General features: G+C 69.5%; 17 protein-coding genes and 1 pseudogene. 8 read left to right on the forward strand and 10 right to left on the reverse strand.

Annotated features, from left to right (window positions below; genetic code table 11):
- Nucleotides 1-296: 296 nt before the first annotated feature.
- A complete protein-coding gene (locus ACFV9G_RS24150; RefSeq protein ID WP_378730740.1) occupies nucleotides 297-1,976 on the reverse strand; it encodes a DUF885 domain-containing protein in 1,680 nt (559 codons plus the stop codon).
- Between the two features lie 93 nt (nucleotides 1,977-2,069).
- Between ACFV9G_RS24150 and ACFV9G_RS24155 the strand changes: the two genes are divergently transcribed.
- Together ACFV9G_RS24155 and ACFV9G_RS24160 are read left to right on the forward strand one after the other, a co-directional pair.
- Nucleotides 2,070-2,627, forward strand: coding sequence for a SigE family RNA polymerase sigma factor (locus ACFV9G_RS24155; RefSeq protein ID WP_378730742.1), 558 nt, complete (start codon nucleotides 2,070-2,072; stop codon nucleotides 2,625-2,627).
- Nucleotides 2,620-3,915 (forward strand): hypothetical protein, encoded by a 1,296-nt coding sequence (locus tag ACFV9G_RS24160; protein ID WP_378730744.1) that lies wholly within the window; start codon nucleotides 2,620-2,622, stop codon nucleotides 3,913-3,915. Before ACFV9G_RS24155 ends, ACFV9G_RS24160 begins: the two co-directional genes overlap by 8 nt.
- On the opposite strand, the gene ACFV9G_RS24165 is transcribed toward ACFV9G_RS24160, so the two are convergent.
- From ACFV9G_RS24165 to ACFV9G_RS24175, 3 genes are all read right to left on the reverse strand, one after another.
- Nucleotides 3,882-5,228: a glycosyltransferase 87 family protein gene (locus ACFV9G_RS24165; protein WP_378730746.1), complete on the reverse strand. Its 1,347-nt coding sequence runs from the start codon at nucleotides 5,226-5,228 to the stop codon at nucleotides 3,882-3,884. The genes ACFV9G_RS24160 and ACFV9G_RS24165 overlap by 34 nt on opposite strands.
- A gap of 27 nt (nucleotides 5,229-5,255) precedes the next feature.
- On the reverse strand, nucleotides 5,256-5,468 hold the full coding sequence (locus ACFV9G_RS24170; protein ID WP_378730748.1) for an acyl-CoA carboxylase subunit epsilon: 213 nt from the start codon (nucleotides 5,466-5,468) through the stop codon (nucleotides 5,256-5,258).
- Between the two features lie 163 nt (nucleotides 5,469-5,631).
- Nucleotides 5,632-7,239 (reverse strand): acyl-CoA carboxylase subunit beta, encoded by a 1,608-nt coding sequence (locus ACFV9G_RS24175; protein ID WP_378730750.1) that lies wholly within the window; start codon nucleotides 7,237-7,239, stop codon nucleotides 5,632-5,634.
- Nucleotides 7,240-7,284: 45 nt separating this feature from the next.
- Here ACFV9G_RS24175 and ACFV9G_RS24180 point away from each other — a divergent pair, with 45 nt between their 5' ends.
- The 4 genes from ACFV9G_RS24180 (at nucleotide 7,285) to ACFV9G_RS24195 (ending at nucleotide 10,864) form a co-directional block, all read left to right on the forward strand.
- Complete coding sequence (locus ACFV9G_RS24180; protein ID WP_378730752.1) at nucleotides 7,285-8,088, forward strand: biotin--[acetyl-CoA-carboxylase] ligase; 804 nt, start codon at nucleotides 7,285-7,287, stop codon at nucleotides 8,086-8,088.
- A gap of 24 nt (nucleotides 8,089-8,112) precedes the next feature.
- Complete coding sequence (locus ACFV9G_RS24185) at nucleotides 8,113-9,063, forward strand: adenylate/guanylate cyclase domain-containing protein (protein ID WP_378730754.1); 951 nt, start codon at nucleotides 8,113-8,115, stop codon at nucleotides 9,061-9,063.
- Between the two features lie 249 nt (nucleotides 9,064-9,312).
- On the forward strand, nucleotides 9,313-9,612 hold the full coding sequence (locus ACFV9G_RS24190; protein ID WP_357338992.1) for a winged helix-turn-helix domain-containing protein: 300 nt from the start codon (nucleotides 9,313-9,315) through the stop codon (nucleotides 9,610-9,612).
- 94 nt (nucleotides 9,613-9,706) lie between these two features.
- A complete protein-coding gene (locus ACFV9G_RS24195) occupies nucleotides 9,707-10,864 on the forward strand; it encodes a 5-(carboxyamino)imidazole ribonucleotide synthase (protein WP_378730757.1) in 1,158 nt (385 codons plus the stop codon).
- 164 nt (nucleotides 10,865-11,028) lie between these two features.
- Here ACFV9G_RS24195 and ACFV9G_RS24200 read toward each other — a convergent pair whose 3' ends face one another.
- Genes ACFV9G_RS24200 through ACFV9G_RS24215 form a run of 4 tightly spaced genes read right to left on the reverse strand, consistent with a single transcriptional unit; the run spans nucleotide 11,029 to nucleotide 17,951 of the window.
- Nucleotides 11,029-13,761: an SNF2-related protein gene (locus tag ACFV9G_RS24200; RefSeq protein WP_378730759.1), complete on the reverse strand. Its 2,733-nt coding sequence runs from the start codon at nucleotides 13,759-13,761 to the stop codon at nucleotides 11,029-11,031.
- A gap of 59 nt (nucleotides 13,762-13,820) precedes the next feature.
- Nucleotides 13,821-14,483, reverse strand: coding sequence for an ATP-binding cassette domain-containing protein (locus ACFV9G_RS24205; RefSeq protein ID WP_378730761.1), 663 nt, complete (start codon nucleotides 14,481-14,483; stop codon nucleotides 13,821-13,823).
- Nucleotides 14,476-15,318: an ABC transporter ATP-binding protein gene (locus ACFV9G_RS24210; RefSeq protein ID WP_378730763.1), complete on the reverse strand. Its 843-nt coding sequence runs from the start codon at nucleotides 15,316-15,318 to the stop codon at nucleotides 14,476-14,478. Before ACFV9G_RS24210 ends, ACFV9G_RS24205 begins: the two co-directional genes overlap by 8 nt.
- Complete coding sequence (locus ACFV9G_RS24215) at nucleotides 15,315-17,951, reverse strand: FtsX-like permease family protein (RefSeq protein ID WP_378730765.1); 2,637 nt, start codon at nucleotides 17,949-17,951, stop codon at nucleotides 15,315-15,317. Before ACFV9G_RS24215 ends, ACFV9G_RS24210 begins: the two co-directional genes overlap by 4 nt.
- 127 nt (nucleotides 17,952-18,078) lie before the next feature.
- Between ACFV9G_RS24215 and purE the strand changes: the two genes are divergently transcribed.
- Nucleotides 18,079-18,573 carry a 5-(carboxyamino)imidazole ribonucleotide mutase gene (purE, locus tag ACFV9G_RS24220; protein ID WP_355020309.1) on the forward strand — a complete coding sequence of 165 codons (495 nt, stop codon included), beginning with the start codon at nucleotides 18,079-18,081 and terminating at the stop codon, nucleotides 18,571-18,573.
- Between the two features lie 107 nt (nucleotides 18,574-18,680).
- Here the strand turns inward: purE and ACFV9G_RS24225 are convergent.
- A pseudogene (locus ACFV9G_RS24225) lies at nucleotides 18,681-19,076 on the reverse strand (DUF2000 domain-containing protein); the annotation flags it as partial.
- Nucleotides 19,077-19,168: 92 nt separating this feature from the next.
- On the opposite strand from ACFV9G_RS24225, the gene ACFV9G_RS24230 reads away from it, so the two are divergent.
- On the forward strand, nucleotides 19,169-19,618 hold the full coding sequence (locus ACFV9G_RS24230; protein WP_378730768.1) for an Lrp/AsnC family transcriptional regulator: 450 nt from the start codon (nucleotides 19,169-19,171) through the stop codon (nucleotides 19,616-19,618).
- Between the two features lie 2 nt (nucleotides 19,619-19,620).
- Here ACFV9G_RS24230 and ACFV9G_RS24235 read toward each other — a convergent pair whose 3' ends face one another.
- Nucleotides 19,621-20,073 (reverse strand): CoA-binding protein, encoded by a 453-nt coding sequence (locus tag ACFV9G_RS24235; RefSeq protein ID WP_378730770.1) that lies wholly within the window; start codon nucleotides 20,071-20,073, stop codon nucleotides 19,621-19,623.
- Nucleotides 20,074-20,103: the final 30 nt, after the last annotated feature.

Below are 20,103 nucleotides of genomic sequence, written 5' to 3' on the forward strand. Positions count from 1 at the left end.
GCCGATGCCTCAAGCGCTACATCACCCGCGAGCTCTACCGCACCCTCAACACCATCCACCGCGAACCAGGAGCTTGACAGAACATAGAAGCGTCAAATCTTTCTCGACATGGTCCGGAGTCCAGGACCGCGAAGCGGCCGGCGAAGCCGGCGGCCGCAGGCCGTCCTTGACTCCGGGGCAGGGCGAGAAACACTCGAGGACAGGGTCGGCGGCCCAGACCAGCCCCGAAGAGACGGCAACAACCAGGACGCAGCAGCCCGGGCGTACGACCAAAATCTTCTGACCAAGCCCAACGACTACAGCCGCCCCAGCGCCGCCCGCAACGGATCGAGCCCGAGCGACCCGAGGTCCAGCGCGGCGCGATGGAAGGCCTTCAGGTCGAAGGCCGCCCCGGCCCGAGCCCGGGCATCCTCGCGGGCCTGGAGCCAGATCCGCTCACCGACCTTGTAGGACGGCGCCTGGCCCGGCCAGCCGAGGTAGCGGGCGACCTCGAAGTCGAGGAAGGCGTCCTCCATCAGGCAGTGCTGACCGATGAACTCGCGGCCGAGCTCGGGGGTCCACACCTCGCCGGGGTGGAAGCCGAACGGGTTGTCCTCCGGGATCGTCAGCTCCAGATGCATGCCGATGTCGATGATCACCCGCGCGGCCCGGAAGGACTGCCCGTCGAGCATGCCGAGGCGGTCACCGGGGTCGTCCAGGTAGCCGAGATCGTCCATGAGGCGCTCGGCGTAGAGCGCCCAGCCCTCGCCGTGGCCGGAGACCCAGCACATCAGCCGCTGCCAGCGGTTGAGCAGCTCGGCTCGGTAGGCGGTCTGGGCGACCTGGAGGTGATGGCCCGGTACGCCCTCGTGGTAGACCGTGGTCAGCTCGCGCCAGGTGCCGAACGAGGTGACCGACTCGGGCACCGACCACCACATCCGGCCGGGCCGGGAGAAGTCCTCGGAGGGGCCGGTGTAGTAGATCCCGCCGTCGGTGGTGGGCGCGATCATGCACTCGATCCGGCGGACCGGCTCGGGGATGTCGAAGTGCACGTCGGCCAGCTCGACGATGGCGCGGTCGGCGGTGGTCTGCATCCACTCCTTGAGCGCGTCGGTCGAGGTCAGCTGCCGCGCGGGGTCCTTGTCGAGATGGGCTGCCGCCTCGACGACGCTCGCGCCCGGCAGGATCCGGTCGGCAGTGGCCTCCATGTCGTCGGAGAGTCGCTTGAGCTCCTCCCAGCCCCAGGCGTACGTCTCCTCGAGGTCGATCTCGGCGCCCAGGTAGCGCCGTGAGGAGAGCTGGTAGTGGTCGCGCCCGACGGCCTCCTTCGGCAGCCCGTTCGGGACCAGGTCGTCAGCCATGAAGCGCCCGAACTCGGCGAATGCCTCGTTGGCCCTCCGGGCCGAGGCCTCGAGCTCGGCGCGCAGGGAGGCAGGAGTGGCTTCGGGGGCACGTGAGACCAGACCGGCGAAGAAGTCGCCGGCCCCCTTCTGCCCGGTCCAGCTCAGGATCTGGTCGGCGACCTTCTGGTACTGAGCCGTCGCCGAGACCCGTCCGGCCGCCGCCTCCTCCCGGAGGGTTGCGGTGTAGCCCGCGACCGCGTCCGGCATCTTGGCCAGCCGGGCGCCGATCGCTGCCCAGTCGTCCTCGGTGCCGGTCGGCATCAGGTCGAAGACCTCGCGCAGGTTGTGGATGCCGCTGGTGATGACGGAGACGAACTTCCGGTCCAGCTGCGCCTCGGCGAACTCGATGTCGAGCCCGACCCGTTCCAGGAACGCGTCCTTGGCGACCTGCTCACGCTCGTCGACCGGCTCGATCGCGGCCACGTCGGCGTACGCCACGCGGTTGAGCTCCTCCACGGCCGTCATCCCGTCGGGGGAGAGGTCGGGGAGCTCCGTGTCGTGGCCGGCGACACCGACGTACGTCGCGGTCAGCGGGTCGAGGGCGCAGAGCTCCTCGACATAGCGGTCGGTGCGGGCGTCTACGTTTCGGGTCACCCGGCCAACCTTAGGACCGGGACGTCTTTGGGCAACTCAATTCCCCGCTACACGCAACGAACACGACAGACTTCGCGTAGGAGGTGTGTGAACGTGCCAGAGGAGGTGTCCGTGGATGCCCACGAGGAGGCGGGCGAGCCAGACTTCGGTGCCTGGGTGGCCTCTCGGGGACCCGCGTTGCAGCGGTTCGCCTACCTGGTGACCGGCAACAACTCCGACGCTCCTGACCTGGTGCAGGACGCCCTCGCCCGTGCGCTGCCGCGGTGGGAGTCGCTGGCGGCGTCCGGGACGGCGGAGGCGTACGTGAAGAGGAGCATCGTCAACGGGTCGATCAGCGGCTGGCGCAAGCGGCGCCGGCTGGTGCTGGTCGAGGACGTCGAGCCGATGGCGACCAGGCATGAGCCCGGCCCGGAGGAGCGAGACGCGGACGAGGCGTGGGCGCTGGTGCAGACGCTGCCGTCGAATCAGCGAGCGGCGGTGGTTCTCCGGTTCTACGAGGACCTCTCGTTCGCGCAGATCGCGACGGTGCTCGACTGCGCCGAGGCGACGGCCCGCTCACACGTGCATCGGGCGCTGGCCAAGCTGAGGCAGCGGTTGAACGAGCAAGGCTCTGTTGATCAGAGAGGGAACGAGGGGGTTGACAATGAGTGACTTCGAGCGCGAGGAGCGGGCCTTCCGGGCCGCCCTGGCCCGTGCGGCCGACGGCTTCGAGCCGCGGAAGCTCGCGATCCCCGGGGCGTCTGAAGAGTCTGGACCGGCCGACCTGTCCGACGAGCGTGACAAGACCGAGGAGAAGTCTCCCGGACGCCGGAAGGCGCCCTGGATCCTGGCTGCTGCCGCCGCCGTGCTGGCAGTCGTCGGCCTGGGTGGCGTGGTGGCCAACCTCCAGCCCACCGGTGGCGGTGGTGAGAGCACGGCCGCGAGCGACGCCTCCGGAGACGAGGACAGTGCAGGCGACGCGCCCAAGGCGTTCGGTGCGGACGAGGCGGCCCCCGAAGGCACCTACGTCGAGCGCGGCCGCACCGACCTGCCCGCGCCGGCCGACGGGAACCGCTGGGCGGTCCGCTACGACATCGCCTTCCAGGTGCCCGAGGAGTGGGCCGACGCCACGGCACCGGCGCTGCCGGAGTGCATCGCGGAGCCGGGTGACCAGTGGGACACCGTGCCGCGGACGCCCTACGTCGCGAACATCACCAATCAGCCGGTGCCGGCGATCGCCTGCAACGAGACCAAGGACCGCGACTTCCCGCCGCAGTTCGGCAAGGTGCCGTTCTCGCTGTGGCAGCCCTACGTCCTGATCGAGAAGCCGGGCAAGGGCGCCACCCTCCAGACCGGCTCCTGGGAGCACCAGGGCTGGCTGCTGACCCGGGTCCAGGTCGGGGAGAGCGACGCCTACGCCACGATCCTCACCGGTCCGGGTGACGAGAAGGTCAACTACGAGATCAAGGGCTCGCTGCGGACCGTGGCGAAGGACCCCTACGGTTGCGAGACCTCCTCGCCGCTGGCCGAGGGCGACCCGGTGCGGCCGAAGACCGACCCGAAGACCTCGCCGCTTGCGGGCGATGCCCCGGAGTCGATCGCGATCTGTCGCTACGAGCCGTCCTCGGCCTCACTGACCGGGTCCCGAGAGATCACGGGCGATGACGCCGAAGGCCTCGTGGAGGCGATCACGAGCGCACCGGCCCGCTCCGGTCCCAACACGCCGCAGAACTGTGCCGCGGGGCAGCCGGTCACGGCGTACGTCATCCTGCGGATCTTCCGCGACGGAGGCGAGCCCGGGGAGGTCTACGTGAACTACGAGAACTGCGACGACCACGGGTTCTACGACGGCACCACCGTGCACGAGCTCACCGCGGCGGCCTGCCGGCCGGTCTTCGCCGAGGAGCCGGTCACGATCTACTCGGCTCAGGGCGACGTCGCCAAGGTCTGCCTCCCCTGACCCTCGGTTGCTGGCCGCCCCCGCTCGGGGAGGACGGCCAGCAACCGAGTAGTGCGCCAGGCTGCGTAGAGGAAGAGCAGCACCAGCAGGCCGTTGCGCCAGGCCAGCACCTCGGTGATCCACGGTGAGCCGATGTCGTCGAAGGTGAGCATGTAGCCGTACATCCGCGGGAAGATCTCGTGGGTCAGCAGCGTCACCACGACCAGCACGACCGACCAGATCCCGAGCTGCCGGCGAGCCCGGCCGCGGAGCAGGACCAGTCCGGCGGAGGCGGCGGGGAGCAGCCAGAGCATGTACTGAGGGCTGAGTACCTTGTTGGTCACCAGGAACGCGGCCACCGTCGCGAGCACCAGCCAGACGATCGTCTCCTCGGTCCGCTCACCGCGGGAGAGGCGTCGCCAGGCGAGCACCCACCAGACGATGACGAGGGCCCCGGCGACCACGGAGGCGACCGTCGCCGCGAGGAGCAGCGCCTCGACGCGCGGGCCGCTGATGTCGTACGCCTTCCACTCGGTGTAGTCGATGGCGTAGCCGCTCTCCGGACCGCCGTGGCCCCACGCGTACATCGCCGGCGTCGCGAAGACCGACTCGATCTGCAGGCCCCGCTCGCTCTGGTAGTTCAGCGGCGTCCAGAGGCGGTCCCAGCCACCGAGGACGAGACTCAGCCCGGCCAGGGCGATGCCGGTGCCGGCGACGGTCAGGATGACCCCGCGGCGGGTGGCGCGGTTTGCGGCGAGGGCCGGGATGACCAGGATCGGCCAGTACTTCGCGCCGGTGGCGAAGGCGGCGAACGCCGCGGCCACCTTCGGTCTCGTGACCGCGTAGAGCACCGCCAGGCCGACCATGATCCCGGGGAAGAGGTCGAAGCGGGCGTACGCCGTCGCGCCCAGCGCTGGGACCGCGACCAGCCACAACGCCTCCGCGCCGGAGATCCCGAACCTCGGGTGCTTCCCGCGGCGGTTGCGGATCAGCAGCACCATGAAGAGCAGATCGGTCAGCGCCGCCATCGCCAGCACGGCCACGATGTAGGCCTCGCCGCCCAGATCGAGCAGGCCGATCGCGGCGTACGGGATCCAGAGCAGGAGCAGCGCCGGCACCGGATACTCGACCAGCGTCCCCGCGACGCCGTCCTGGGCGAGGCCGCCGAGGCTGTCGCGGTAGTAGTTCACGTCGCCCACCACGCCCCACTCCGTGCCCCACCAGGAGAACTGCTCCTGCGCAGCGGCCGGGAAGCCGTAGAGGATCACCACCCACCCCCGGGTCACCAGCCATGCCAGGGTGACCAGGAGATATCGCCGAGAGAAGGTGATCACACAGCGATCATGACATTGCCGTCCTCGTCAGCGGGGCAGCCCGCTGGCGCGCCAGGCTCCGGGGCCGGGGTGGAGAGGCGTACGCAGCTGTGGGGTGCTCCACAAGGAGCGTGGCTTCTTCTTCGGGGCCTCGGTTGAACCCATCGCGGCGAAGACGGCCACGATCGCGGCCACGTCTTCGGGGGTGGCGTTCTGGTCGATGACCTTGAGCAGGGGCTTCTGCTCCTGGTTGTCGGTCACTCCGTGACCACCTTTCGTCTTTCAGCTTGGCTTACGTCGGGCTTTCGCCGAGTCGGCGCAATCCGGTCCTCGCTCGCTTCGCTTCGCTGCGGTCCGTTTGCGCCGACTCGGCGCGCTTGCGAAGAAGCAGGCAATATCCCGCTCCTCGCTCGCTGCGCTCGCATCAGAGCGGGATATTGCCATGCTTCTTCGCGGGCAGGGTCTCGCGCTTGGTGCGCAGCAGCCGCAGGGCGCGGACGACTTCGGCGCGGGTTTCGTGGGGTGGGATGACGGCGTCGATGTAGCCGCGTTCGGCGGCGATGTAGGGGTTGGCCAGGGTGGTTTCGTACTCGTCGATCAGCTCGGCGCGTTTGGCCTCGACGTCCCCGCCGGCGGCCTCGACCGCTGCCAGTGTCTTGCGGTGCACGATGTTGGCCGCGCCCTGGGCGCCCATGACCGCGATCTGGGCGGTGGGCCAGGCCAGGTTGATGTCGGCGCCGAGGTGTTTGGAGCCCATCACGTCATAGGCCCCGCCGTAGGCCTTGCGGGTGATGATGGTGACCAGGGGGACGGTGGCCTCGGCGTAGGCGTAGATCAGCTTGGCGCCGCGGCGGATGATGCCGTTGTGTTCCTGGTCGGTGCCGGGCAGGAACCCGGGCACGTCGACGAAGGTGATCACGGGGACGTTGAAGGCGTCGCAGGTGCGGACGAAGCGGGCGGCCTTCTCGGAGGCGTCGATGTCGAGACAGCCGGCGAACTGCATCGGCTGGTTGGCCACGATGCCCACGGGGCGGCCCTCGATCCGGGCGTACCCGATCAGGATGTTGGGTGCCCACAGCGGCTGGACCTCGAGGAATTCCTCATCATCGACGATGTGGGCGATGACCTCGTGCATGTCGTAGGGCTGGTTCCCGCCATCGGGGATGAAGGTGTCCAGCTCCCGGTCCAGATCAGTGATCTCCAGATCCGCGGTCTCCTCGAAAGCCGGGGGCTCCTCCATGTTGTTCGACGGGAGGTAGGAGAGCAGGGCCTTGACGTAGTCGATCGCGTCGGCCTCATCGGTGCCCATGTAGTGGGCCACCCCGGACTTGGAGTTGTGGGCCAGGGCGCCGCCGAGCTCCTCCATGGTGATGTCCTCACCGGTGACGGTCTTGATCACATCAGGCCCGGTGATGAACATGGCCGAGGTCTTGTCGACCATGATCGTGAAGTCGGTCACGGCCGGGGAGTAGACATGCCCGCCGGCACAGTTGCCCATGATCAGGCTGATCTGCGGGATCACCCCGGAGGCGTGGACGTTGCGTTTGAAGATCTCGCCGTAGAGGCCCAAGGAGACGACGCCTTCTTGGATTCGGGCGCCGGCGCCCTCGTTGATCCCGATCAGCGGGGAGCCGGTCTTGATCGCGAGGTCCATGATCTTGGTGATCTTCTCGCCGTAGACCTCGCCCAGGGATCCACCGAAGACGGTGAAGTCCTGGGAGAACACACAGACCTGGCGGCCCTCGATGGTGCCGTAGCCGGTGACCACGCCATCACCGAAGGGCCGGTTCTTCTCCAGCCCGAACGCGACCGACCGGTGCCGGGCCAGCTCGTCGACCTCCTGGAAGGAGCCCTCATCGAGCAGCATCTCGATCCGCTCACGAGCGGTCTGACGCCCCTTCGCGTGCTGCTTCTCCACCGCCTTCGCGGAACCGGCATGGACGGCCTCGTCAACACGACGCTCCAGCTCGGCCAGCTTCCCGGCAGTCGTGTGCAGGTCGATGACTGGCTCGTTCGTCGGTTCGGCGCTCACGTTGCTCCTTTGGACTTCGTGCGGTCTGAGGGTCAATCTAATCCCGTGCCACCTTTCGCGATGCGACGCCCGTCACTTGACCGCTCCCGGCTCGAAGCGCTGCCGGGCGGGTGGCGCTTCGAGATCCTCGACGAGACACCCTCGACCAATGCCGCGCTGGCCGAGCGTGCGCGCTCGGGCGAGGAGCCGGGCCTGGTGATCACCACCGAGCACCAGACCGCCGGCCGCGGGCGCCTGGACCGGGGGTGGATCACCCCGGCGCGATCGGCGCTGACGGTCTCGGCACTGCTGCGGCCCTCGCCCTCGATCCCGGTCGAGCGGTGGCCGTGGCTGCCGCTGATGACCGGAGTCGCGGTCGCGTCGGTACTGCGCACGAAGGGGTACGCAGCCGGGCTGAAGTGGCCCAACGATGTGCTCATCGAAGGTCGCAAGGTCTGCGGGATCCTGATCGAGCGGATCGAGACGTCCGAAGGCGCGGCCGCAGTGATCGGGTTCGGGCTCAACACCTCGCTGACGCGCGAGGAGCTGCCGATCGAGACCTCCACCTCGTTGGAGCTGGAGAGCGGGGCACCCGTCGACCGCACCGAGATGCTTGCCGCGCTGCTGGAGGAGCTGGGGGCTGCGTACGAGATCTGGGGGTCGGACCCCGACGAGCTCGCCCGCCGCTACCGGGAGCTGTCGGTGACCATCGGCGAGCACGTACGTGCCGAGCTTCCGGGCGGGGAGGTCTGGGAGGGCAGGGCCACCGAGATCGACGACTTCGGCCGGCTGGTCATCGCGACCGACGCCGGGTCGCGGATGGTCGGCGCGGGCGACGTCATCCACGCCCGGCTCCGCGGGCGGTCGTGACGTACCGAATGGCATGATCTGTTCGTGGCGAAATCGAAGCAGCCCGTCAACCTGACCTCGGCGGAGGTCGCCGAGAAGGCCGGCGTGAGCCTGGAGCAGGCGAAGCGTCTGTGGCGAGCTCTCGGGTTCCCGGAGATCAAGGACGACGAGGCGTTCTTCGACGAGGCGGACGTGCAGGCCCTGGCCAAGGCCAACGAGATCTCCGGCAACGGGCTGGTCAGCTTCGACCTCGTCGTCAACCTGACCCGCGGAATCGGGCAGTCGATGGCGCGCCTGTCCGACTACGAGGTCTCCGCGCTGCTGCACCACGTCGAGACCCAGAACGAGGACGACCGGACGCCCGCCGAGCTGCTGAAGGCGACCGTCTCGGTCTCCGAGCAGTTCGAGAGCGCGTTCGAGGAGATGATGATCTTCGCCTGGCGCCGGCACACGCGCGCCGCGCTCGCTCGGGCCGAGGCGTCGGTCGCCGGCCCCGAGGAGCAGTTGGGCACGGTCTGGCAGACGGTCGGGTTCGCAGACATCGTCTCGTTCACCGCGCTGTCGAACACGCTGACCGAGGAGAAGATCGGCGACCTGGTCGAGCTCTTCGAGTCGCGGTGTGCCGACGTGGTGGCGACCTGGGGCGGCCGGATCATCAAGTCGCTCGGCGACTCGGTGCTCTTCGTCAACGACGACCCGCTCCAGGCCTACGGCACCGCGGAGGGGATCATCAACGTGATCGGCCGGGACCCGCGGATGCCGGACGTACGTGTCGGGCTCGCCTCCGGCAACGTCGTCTCGCGTCTCGGAGACGTCTTCGGGCCGCCCGTGAACATGGCCGCGCGGCTGACCGCCGTCGCTCGCCGCAACCGGATCATCATCGACGAGGCGACCGCCGGGACGATGCCCGATGACGAGTTCGAGACCCGGCGCCTGGCCGCTCGACCGGTGCGAGGGTTCGGGATCGTGGAGCCCGTCGCGGTTCGCCGTGTCTGAATCGTGACCTTCGAGGGCGTTGCTGACCTGCGACTTCGCAGATCTGTTCACATTCCGTTGTAATTAACAGTCGATCAACACGGGGTGGCGACGGCTTTACCTGGCCATGCCTTGGTGGGCATGGTTGAGTGCGCCGTTCGGGGGCGCACGTTCGTCATGCCCATTTCGTTGCACATTGGCATGAAGATGTCAGTGGCAATATCGTGCAATCCTTTGCCAAGGGCTCTTTACCTCCCTAATGTCGGTCTCATGATCGAGGTACAGGAGATCAAGCTCGACCCGGAGACACGGCGAGCATGGCGGAACGATGAGGAGCTGACGCTCTCTCGCAAGGAGTTCGACCTGGTTCACGCCCTGATCAGGAGGGCTGGCAACGTCGTCTCCCGCGACGAGTTGATGAGGGACGTGTGGAACGCGACCTTCTACACCTCGTCGAAGACCATCGACGTACACCTGGGATGGGTGCGTCGCAAGCTGGGCGACGACCCCCGGAAGCCCCATCTGATCACCACGCTGCGCGGCAAGGGCCTGCGCTTCGAGAAGGCCTGACCTTCGTCCAACTGCCGGGGGTCAGGTTTCGCGGATTGCGTGAGGGGGATCCGCGAAATCGGCCCCGGCGGGGCAGTCTCATTACGCTGTCGCCGTGACCCTCGCACCGACACTCGCGATCATCGGCGGCGGCCAGCTGGCCCGCATGATGGCTCAGCCCGCAATCGAGCTCGGCCTCCCGCTCCGGCTTCTCGCCGAGGGCGAGGGCGTGTCGGCCGCTCAGGTCATCCCCGACCAGATGGTCGGCGACTACCGCGACCTGGACACGTTGAAGAAGGTCACCGAGGGCTGCGAGGTGGTCACCTTCGACCACGAGCATGTCCCGACCGAGCACCTGCACGCGCTCGAGGCCGCCGGAGTGGCGGTCCGCCCCGGCCCGGACGCGCTCGTGCACGCCCAGGACAAGGGCGTCATGCGCGCTCGGCTGACCGAGCTCGGTATCCCGTGCCCGCGCAACGCCATCGTGTCGTCCACGGCCGAGGTCGAGGCGTTCGGGTTCCCGTGCGTCCTCAAGACCACCCGCGGCGGCTATGACGGCAAGGGCGTCTGGGTCGTACGCGACGTCGCTGATGTCGCCGAGCCGCTTCGTGTCGCCGAGGAGGCGGGGGTCCAGGTTCTGGCCGAGGAGCTCGTCGACTTCCGTCGGGAGCTGTCCGCGATCGTCGCCCGTTCGCCGAGCGGCCAGGCCGCTGCGTACCCGGTCGTGCACACCTACCAGGAGAACGGCGTCTGCAAGGAGGTCATCGCTCCGGCGCCCGACCTCTCGCCCGAGCTCGCCGTCGAGGGCGAGCAGATCGCGCTGCGTATCGCCGGTGAGCTCGGCGTCGTCGGCATCCTGGCGGTCGAGATGTTCGAGACCGTCGACGGCCGGCTGCTCGTCAACGAGCTCGCCATGCGCCCCCACAACACCGGCCACTGGACCCAGGACGGCGCCGTCACCTCGCAGTTCGAGAACCACCTGCGTGCGGTCATGGACCTGCCCCTGGGCTCACCCGCGCCCCGCGCGAAGTGGTCGGTGATGGTCAACATCCTCGGCTCGACCCGGGACAACGTCGGCCGCCTCTACGACGGCTACCCCCACGCCATGGCCCGTGACCCCCACCTCCGCGTCCACCTCTACGGCAAGGAGATGCGCCCGGGTCGCAAGGTCGGCCACGTCAACGTCTACGGCGACGACCTCGACGACTGTCTCGAGCGCGCCCGCCACGCCGCCGACTGGTTCCAGGGCGACCTCGGCAACGACTCCGACTGACCTCGACCCTCGCCGAATCTGTAGTTCTGGGCGTCGAAACTGCACTTCTGGACATCGAGTCGGTAGTTCTGCAAACGCCAGAACCACTGACTCGCGCGCCAAAACTGAGGACTCGGCGTCCAGAAGTGAGGTCTCGGCCGCCAGAACTACAGATTCGGCGGGGGTCAGAGGCCTAGGCGCTGGCGTTCGGTGGCGACGACGTCGCGGGCGATCTCGGCGTCGGAGGCTTCGGCGGCGAGGGTGGTGGAGGGGTCCTCGGGGTGCGAGGTCTCGTACGCTTCGGGGCTGCTGGCGGCGGTGGCGCTGACCCGGGCGAAGTCGTCGAAGAGCTCGGCCTTGGCCGCGAGGATGTCGTGGATGCGCTGGTCGACGCCGATCTCGGAGAGCAGGCGGTGGACCTGGACGGACTGGAGCTGGCCCATCCGGCGGGCGCGGGCGATGGCCTGCCACTCGATGGTCGGCTTGAGCTGGGGCTCACAGATGACCACGACCGACGCCGACTGGATGTTGAGGCCCACCCCGCCGGCGACGATCTGGGTGACCAGCACGGCACCGTGTCCGGCCGCGGAGAACTCGTCGACCATCTGCTGGCGCTCCTCGGCGGGCACCGATCCGGTCAGGGGCCCGAAGACCTCGCCCGGCAGCAGGGTGACCAGGTCGTCGAGGACCTTCCTGAAGTGGGAGAACACGATCACGCGACGGCCGTTCTCCTCGGCCTCGCCGACGATCTCGACCAGCCGCTCGACCTTCGCCGACGAGGTGCCCTGAAGCATTGCGGCCTGGCGCATGGCCATGAAGTTGCCGTCGCGGACGCATTCGGCGTACGCCCGCTCGTCGGCGACGGACAGGGGCAGCCAGTCCTCGACCTCGACGAGGTCGGGGAGCTCGGTGAGCACGTCCTCCTGGTTGCGGCGCAGGTAGACCGGGGCGACCTGCTTGCGGAACCGGTGGGGGTTGAACTCGTCGGCGGAGAGCAGCAGGTCGGGGCGGAGATAGGAGACCAGGTTGCGGAACTCGTCGATGCGGTTCTCCATCGGCGTGCCGGTGAGCAGGATGGCGCGCTCGGAGGCGTCGAGGACGCGGCGTACGCGTTCGGTGCGCTGGGTGCGCGGGGACTTGATCATGTGTGCCTCGTCGACCACGACGCAGGCGACCTCGACCTGGTCGAGGAACGGCTGGATCGCGTTGAGCGTCTCGTAGGTGGTCACCGCGACGCCGCCCTGCTCGACCCAGATCTTGGCGGCCTTCAGACGGCGGTTGCCGTGGAGACGGTGGGGGATCAGGGTCGTCTTCGAGTCGGTCTCGCGCACCCAGTTGGTGACCACGGCAGCGGGGCAGACGACCAGCGTGTGGGACGCGCCCATCGCGTGCAGGTGGGCGAGCACGGCCAGTGACTGGAGCGTCTTGCCGAGCCCCATCTCGTCGCCGATGATTACCTTCATCTGCACCAGCGCGAACCGGACGCCGAAGTGCTGGTAGCCGCGCAGCGAGGCGGTCAGGTTGTTGGTGCGCAGGTCCTGGGCACGCACCGCCTCGATGATCTCGGCGGACAGGTCACCGTGGATCTTGTCCTCGTCCTCGGTGAGGAAGCCGAGCTCGGAGAGCATCGCGTAGTAGTCGGCCGGCCGCTTCTCGAAGTCCTCCCACGGGTCGGCCGGCCGGTTGCCCGGACGGATCCGGCGGGCCATCTCGGCTCGGTGGGCGATCGCCCGCAGCGCGCTCTGGAAGTCCTCGAGGCTGGCCGCGTTGGCCAGGATCAGATGGAACCTCGCGCCGCCCTTGGACGGCTGAGTGAGCGACCGGGTCAGCGGCCGCAGCGACTGGACCAGGGCGAGCTCCGCCCCCGCGTCCTTCGTACGCCTCCCGGCCTCCCACTCCGCCAGCCGCGCGAGCAGCCTGGTGGCCGCCGGGGTGCGGCGCTCGTGGTCGATGGCGAGCGGCATCTCGTCGTAGGTGCGCTGCCACAGCGCCTGCGCGGCCTCCTGCATCCGCATCGCCGTGGCCGGGCCGACCCCGGGGAGCTCTCGCAGGTCAGAGGTGGGATGGATGACTTCGTGGACGGTGCGGATGCCGGCGTCGAGAAGGGGGTCGATGCGCACGAGGTCGGCGAGATCGTCGACCGGCAGCGACCTGACCGCGGTGTCGGTGTCCGCGCTCCGGACCGCGTTGGCGGCGTCGGTCGCGGCACGGCGCGCGGGTTCCTCGGATCGCCTGGCCTCGTTGAGAGCCTCACCCTCGTTGCGAAGCACCAGGACGCCCTTGCGCGGCGCCAGCACCGCCTCCGAGCCCAGCCCGGCGAGCGCCTCGAGGAGGCCGACGCTCGGGAGCAGCGCCTCGCGGATCCGCACCCGGCGCCGGGCCGGAAGCCTGCTCAGCTCGCCGAGCCGTGCCGGTGCCTGGACCTCGCCGGCCCAGCGATGCAGGTCGAGGATCCGTCGGCCGGCCAGCTCCGCGTCCTCGCGGCGGCTCCCGCGCACGAACAGCCGACGGGCACCGGCCGCCTTCTTCGCCTGCGCCACGTCCTCCACGGCGGCGGTCAGCGCGTCGACGAGCTCCTGGGTGGTCCCCTCGACGGGGTCGAGCGCGTGCCGCCGCGCGATCGCGGCCAGCCGAGGTCCGTCGTTCCGGTCGAGCCCGATGCTGCGCCAGGCCACCTGGGCGGCGCGCTTCAGCTCGGCCGCGCTCTCCCGGTAGTGGTCGACCGCTTCGGCCGCCTCGTGCTCGATCTCGGCCCGGGCGCCGATTGCCGACCGAGCCTGACGGGACCAGGACGAGACCTCCCGCAGCCGGGATGGCAGCGCCTTGCGCTCCGCCTTGGTCAGCCCGGTGAACCGCTCGACCGCGGTCGGGTTCGGTGGCGCGCTGACAACGACGTCGGTGCTCGTAGGTCGATCCATCTGCCTTGGTGGGGGTCGTGGGGGAGGAGTGCCAGCACACTAGCGGGCAGGACCGACACTCAGATGACAGGCAGAGGTCGGGGCCATGACGCGACCCCCTCGTCGAGCGCGACCTCCGCGTCGGCCTCGGCCGCCGCCTCGGGGTCGTGGGTGGCGAGCACGACGATCGCGCCCCGCGCCGCCTCCGCCCGGAGCGCGGCGATCATCCGCTCCCGGTTGCCGGCGTCCAGATCGCTGGTGGACTCGTCGGCGAGGATCACCGCGGCCCGCATCGCGAAGGCTCGGGCGAGCGCGACGCGTTGCTGCTGACCGCCGGAGAGCTCGTCGACGAGGTGGCGTCCGGACTCTGCGAGGCCGACCAGCTCGAGTGCGGCTGCGGTGCGCTCGAGCGCCTCCCGGGGTGGCACCTTGCGGGCAAGCATCGGTACCAGGACGTTCTCCTCCGCGGAGAGCGCCCCGGCGAGACCGTTGCCCTGGGGGATGAGGGTGACGCCACGGTCGGCGGCGTCGTCCCGGCCGGCCAGGGGCGCTCCGTCCAGGTTCACGGATCCTGCTGCTGGGCGCCGGGCGCCGGCCAGCGCCCACAGCAGCGACGACTTCCCGGCGCCGGAGGGACCGGTGACCGCCAGCATCACGCCCGTCCCGAGGCCGAGATCGATCGCCTCGACGGCAACCAGGTTCCCGTACGTCACTGTCAACCCGTTCGCGCGAAGCTCACTCATCGCTCGCCTCCTCGCGCTCGGGAACGAGCTCATAATGACCGTCCACCGGATGGAAACGGACCAGTGTGCCTGGAGGAAGCACGTCGCGTACGTGGCCGGGGAGCGGGAGCGAACCATCTGCCGTCACCACGGCGTACTCCTCGCCGCTGCGTCCCTCGCCGCCGATACGGCCGTCGCGGATGGTGACCGTGCGGGGCAGGAACGAGGCGACGTGCGGATCGTGGGTGACGAGTACGACGGTCGTGCCGTGGGCGCGGTTGATCCAGGCGAGCCGCTCGAGGACGACGTCGCGGGCGGCGTGGCCAAGCTGGCTGGTCGGCTCGTCGGCGAGAACGAGGCCGGGCCGGGTGGCGAGAGCGACCGCCAGTGCGACGAGCTGCAGCTCACCAGGGGTGAGGCCGGTCAGCGGACGGTCGGCCACGTCGGCGATGCCGAGCTCGCTGAGCACCTCCTCAGCGGTGGGCAGATCCTTGGTCGCGCGGGCCGCGCGCTGCGCGAAACCCACGTTGGCCGCCGGAGTGGCGTAGGGCAGCAGGTTGCGTCCGGCGCCCTGGAGCATGAGTGAGACCTGGGTTGCCCGGAGCCGGTCCAGCTCCCTCGCGCTGGCCGATGAGACCTCGTGTGCGCCGACGAAGATCTTTCCGGCGCTGGGCCGGAAGACACCGGCCAGGAGGCTCATCAGCGTCGACTTCCCGGATCCTGAAGGGCCCAGCAATCCCATCAGCTCGCCGGGTCGCACGTCGAGATCGACGCCGGAGAGTGCGGCCACGTCGTGTCCCTCTGCGTGATAGATGTGCACCAGGCCATGGGTGCGGATCGCCATTCCTGTGCTCATGCGGTCTCCCGGAGCCGGTCGAAGCGCGCCGCGGCCGCGACCGCCCGGCCGAGAAGGGCGGCGGCCGTGCCGAGGACCAGCAGGCAGCCGAGGGTGGTCAGCCCGACCGCTGGCCACGGCACGGACAGGTCGGTGGCATCGACCGCGGGCTCGACGGTGAAGAGCGGTATGTCGGGCAGAGTCAGCAGCGTGGCGAGCACGCCGGCTCCGGCACCGGCGAGGACGCCGAGCACCACAGGAAGCAGCTGTGTGCCGCCGGGGAGCCGCTTGACCGTGCGCCGGTCGACACCCGCCAGCCAGAGCGAGGCAAGATCGCGAGCGCGGGCTCGCCAGCCGGTCACCGCGAGCACGCACAGTGCGAGCACGGCGATCGCCACGGCGGTGAGGCCGACCACGACGCCGAGCCGCAGGCTCCAGGCGGCGACGGACTCATCGAGGTCGCGGCGTACGTCTGTGAGCGTGCGGGCCGTCGTCACGTCGATGTCCTCGTCCGCGAGGCCGGCGCTGATGCGTTCGAGCAGCGCGCGGTCCTCGGAGGCGAACCACAGCGAGATCGTGGAGTCGTTGTCAGGAGCGGCCAGCTTCTCGGCCGTGGTGAGGTCGACGAGGGCGACGTCGGGACCGCCGCCGGGGACGCGGTCGATGCTGACGATCTCCGCGCCCTTCTGCTGGATGCCGTCGAGCCCGACGATCGTGGGATCCTCGTTCAACACCGCGCCGGACGTGAGGATCGGGACCGGCTCGCGGGCCTCTGCGTTCTCGAGTGCCTGCCACTGGGCGGCGCTGGGCCCCTCGGCGCCGAAGAGTGCGATCTTTCGGAACTCCTGCGGTTCGACGGCGAAGGTCGTCGCACCGCCGCCCGGTGATGCGGCACGTACGACCGGGGTCACCCGATCGCCTTCGGGGTCGAGGCCTGCGAGCACACGACGTACGGACTCGAGGTTGCTGGCCGTCGTGTTCTGCCCGTAGATCTCGGCTATCAGCGGCGCGCCGGCCTCCTGCTCCGCAGCGACCGCGCGGTTGCGTTCGCCGACGAGCAGGCCGCAGACCGAGAAGACGGCGAGGGCGCTGGCGACGGTGACCAGGGCGACCGTACGCCGCGTGGCGATGCTGCGCGAAGCATCGAGCAGCGAGACGCCGGCGCGTAGCCGGCCACGGCGCAGCAGCGTGCCGCCGACCCGCGTCGCGAGCGGGGTGAACAGCTGGGCGAGCATGAGACCGATGAGAGCCGAGAGCAGCGCCGGGGCGGCGAGCGCGATCGGCCCGGTCAGGCTGCCCGTCACGAAGGCGATCACGCACGCCCCGCACGCGGCTATCGCCACGGCCTCGCCCACGCTCGGTGCCCATCCGGGGCGGCGGCTGTGCGTCCCATGCAGCAGGGTGCCGAGCGGTTCGCGAGCGACTCGGTGGACCGCTGCGTACGTCACCAGGACGAGGACGGCCACAACCACCATGCCGGAGACGACCGTCCCCTGCGGAAGCTCGAAGGGCGGCTCGCTCGGAAGGGAGTGGGTTCGCGCAAGGTTCGAGGCAAGGAGCGCGACGGCCACCCCTGGGACGACCCCGACGAGCACGGCCGGGAGCAGCTCGCCCAGCAGCAAGGAGCGGGCCCCGGCAGCGCCCCGTCCTCGAAGCCGCGCGACCACCACGTCCGGTCGGCGCTGGTCCGTCGCCGCGAGCAGCATCATCCACAGGACGATCACCCCGAGCAGGCCCAGCTGGAGAAGGAGCAGCGGCACCATCGTCCGGCTCTGCTCGATCTGGGTCTCGACGCTGTCGGCCAGCTCAGGCAGCGTGGTCACTGTCCAGGCGATCGAGTCCTCGGAGAGGCCGCGCTCGGCCTCGGCCTTCTCGACGCGCACCCGGAGGGCACCCAGGTCGTCCCCGAGAGTGGTGAGCTCGTCGACCTCCACCACCTCGGTGCGCAGCCGAGAGCCGACCCAGGCCTGTTCGTTGGCGAGCAACGGTGTCGTGCCGCCGAAGGTCGACTCGTCGGTCAGCCAGACGTCGTGCTGGGCGGTGCCGCCGGCGGCGATGCCGGCCAGGCCCTCGAGGCGGAGCCCTTGCCACCATGTTTCGTCATCGGCCAGGTAGGTGCCGACGATCTCGAAGGCCACGATCGGTGTCGGCGCGCGTTGGAGGTTCTCGTCCAGGAGCGACTCCGTTGCCGGCGCGTGGACGGTGTCCCCGACCTCGAGTCCATAGGTCTCCGCCTCGTTCTCGGTGACCAGGATCTCGCGGGCCCCGGCGGGGCAGGTGCCTGCGGTGATCCTGATGTGGTCGCACTGGCCCTCCCGCCACCAGAGGTCGCCTCGAGGCACGCTCGAGGACTGGGGGCCGAGGTCGACCTCGGTGACGGCGACGCGTCCCACGACGGGATCGTGGAAGAGCGAGCGGGCCGGGAGATGCTGCTCGAGAGATGCCGGGGACGTACGTTTCAACAGGTACTCGACCGTCGGTCCAAAGAGCTGGAGATCGCGCTCGATGCTGGGCGCCTTCTCGAGAGTGACTGAGCTGGCCGCCTGCTGCATCGCCCGGTCGTAGAGCGGGGCGAAGACAGCGCACGCGGTGATGAGCGCGGAGAGCAGGGCGATTACCACGCCTTGGCCGAGCCGGTACCTCAGGGCGGACATCACCGGCACACGATCTCTTAACCTTGTGGAGCGCGACAGCGAATTACCCCCACCCTGTGATTCCGTTACCGCACCGTTAGGCGGCCCGGTTCCAGGCCAGGAGGACTCCTCGGCCTAGCCTTGGCCCATGAGCGCTCGTGTAGGCATCGTGATGGGATCCGACTCCGACTGGCCGACGATGAAGGCCGCGGCGGAGCTTCTCGACGAGTTCGGGATCGAGTGGGAGGCCGACGTGAAGTCGGCCCACCGGATGCCGCAGGAGATGCTCGACTACGGCCGCGAGGCCGCCGGTCGAGGCATCTCGGTGATCATCGCGGGCGCCGGCGGTGCCGCGGCCCTTCCCGGGATGCTCGCGAGCGTCACCCCGCTGCCGGTCATCGGCGTTCCGGTGCCGCTGAAGTACCTCGACGGCCTCGACTCGCTGATGTCGATCGTGCAGATGCCCGGCGGCATCCCGGTGGCCACGGTCGCCATCGGCAACGCCAAGAACGCCGGCATCCTCGCTGCCCGCATCCTCGGCGTCGCCGACCCCGAGCTGCAGCAGAAGCTGGTGGCGTACGAGAAGTCGCTGGCCGAGCTCGCCGCGGCCAAGGGTGAGGTCGTCCGCAACGCCACCTCCTGACCCTCAGGGCAGGAGCGAGAGCCCCTTGACCAGCTTGTCGATGATGCGGCGGGGCCGAAGAGGCTGACGGCGCAGTAGGACAGGTCGGCGCCGCGACTGTTCCCGACGGCGAACAGGTAGTCGTCGTACACCCTCGTGTGCTGCGCCTGCGTGGGCATGTCGATGACGGCGACGCCGGGCTGGGCGATGGCCTGTCGGCGCAGGTCGGTCAGCCGTTGGGCGGGTGCGCCCAGCACCGTACAGCCGATCCAGGGCAGGCCCGGGTGGGCCGACTCGTCGGCGTCGATCGCGTCCTCCCCGAGGAGCCCGGCCGTACGCTGCGTGGTCGCCCCCGCGACGCAGACGGCCGCGTTCACCGCGCGTCCTGCGGGGAGGGTCTGGTCGACGACGACCACCCACTTGTAGGGCACGTCCCGCGTGCTCGCGGACTGGTCGATCTCCTCGGGGGTGAACCCGATGGTGGCCGTCTCGACGCCTGTGCTCATCACTCTGACTCCTGTCATTCGCCAACTGATTCGCTGACAAGTCTTGGGAACGTCAGGTCAGATCGCAACTGAGCCGGTCAATGTCAAGTTGATCGGCTAATCTGGCGTGCATGGACGAAGTCGACCGTCAGATATTGGCCGCCTGGACGATGGATGCACGGCGGAGCCTTCGCGACATCGCCGCCGAGGTCGGCGTCTCGGCGACCACCGTGCACGACCGCGCGCGGGCGATGCAGCGGCGTGGGCTCATCCGCGGTGCGTACCTCGACCTCGACTTCCGTCAGATCGACCGCGGCGTGCAGGCTCTCGTCGCCGTACGCATCCGACCTCCCTCGCGCGCCAACATCGAGTCGTTCCGTGACTGGGTCGGCGCGCTCCCCGAAGCCGTCGGCGTCTTCGTCACCTCCGGGCGGATGGACTTCATCGTCCATGTGGCGGTCCCCGACAACGACGCGCTCTACGCGTTCGTGATCGACCGGCTCACCTCGCGGGCCGAGATCGCGGACGTGGAGACCTCGGTGATCTACGAGCACCTGCGGACGATGACGTTCGAGTCGTAGCCCTACTTCAGGGCGCCGGCCCGGTCGCGCTGGAACCAGATCTTGCTGGGGCAGGTGTCCATCACCATCGGCACCCCGGCCGCGGTGGTGCGCTCGAAGGCCGACTCGTCGACCACGCCCATCTGGAACCAGACGCCCCCGGCGCCGATCGCCACGGCCTCGTCGGCGAACTGGCCGGCGGCCTCGGAGCGGCGGAAGACGTCGACGACGTCGATCCTCCCGACGGCCGCGGCGGCGTCGGCCAGGGTCGCGTAGACCTTCTCGCCGAGCACCTCCTTGCCCTCCGCGGCGGCACCGGGGTGGATCGGGATGATCCGCTTGCCGTGCTGCTGGAGCTCCTGGGCGATCGAGTAGGCCGTACGCCACGGATCGCCCGAGAGGCCGACGACCGCCCACGTCTCGGAGTCGTCGAGGAGCTTGTCGATGGTGTCCTGGTCGAGCCACGCAACGGTCATGTAGAGGACAACAACAACGTGGGGCAGCGG

The sequence above is a fragment of the Nocardioides sp. NPDC059952 genome (assembly GCF_042730435.1).
In the GTDB taxonomy this organism is placed as follows: domain Bacteria; phylum Actinomycetota; class Actinomycetes; order Propionibacteriales; family Nocardioidaceae; genus Nocardioides.

Coding starts and splice junctions, on each gene's coding strand:
- ACFV9G_RS24235 (WP_378730770.1), bottom strand. CDS start 20,073: ATGACCGTTGCGTGGCTCGACCAGGACACCATCGACAAGCTCCTCGAC.
- ACFV9G_RS24230 (WP_378730768.1), top strand. CDS start 19,169: ATGGACGAAGTCGACCGTCAGATATTGGCCGCCTGGACGATGGATGCA.
- ACFV9G_RS24205 (WP_378730761.1), bottom strand. CDS start 14,483: ATGAGTGAGCTTCGCGCGAACGGGTTGACAGTGACGTACGGGAACCTG.
- ACFV9G_RS24210 (WP_378730763.1), bottom strand. CDS start 15,318: ATGAGCACAGGAATGGCGATCCGCACCCATGGCCTGGTGCACATCTAT.
- ACFV9G_RS24160 (WP_378730744.1), top strand. CDS start 2,620: ATGAGTGACTTCGAGCGCGAGGAGCGGGCCTTCCGGGCCGCCCTGGCC.
- purE (WP_355020309.1), top strand. CDS start 18,079: ATGAGCGCTCGTGTAGGCATCGTGATGGGATCCGACTCCGACTGGCCG.
- ACFV9G_RS24190 (WP_357338992.1), top strand. CDS start 9,313: ATGATCGAGGTACAGGAGATCAAGCTCGACCCGGAGACACGGCGAGCA.
- ACFV9G_RS24215 (WP_378730765.1), bottom strand. CDS start 17,951: ATGTCCGCCCTGAGGTACCGGCTCGGCCAAGGCGTGGTAATCGCCCTG.
- ACFV9G_RS24200 (WP_378730759.1), bottom strand. CDS start 13,761: ATGGATCGACCTACGAGCACCGACGTCGTTGTCAGCGCGCCACCGAAC.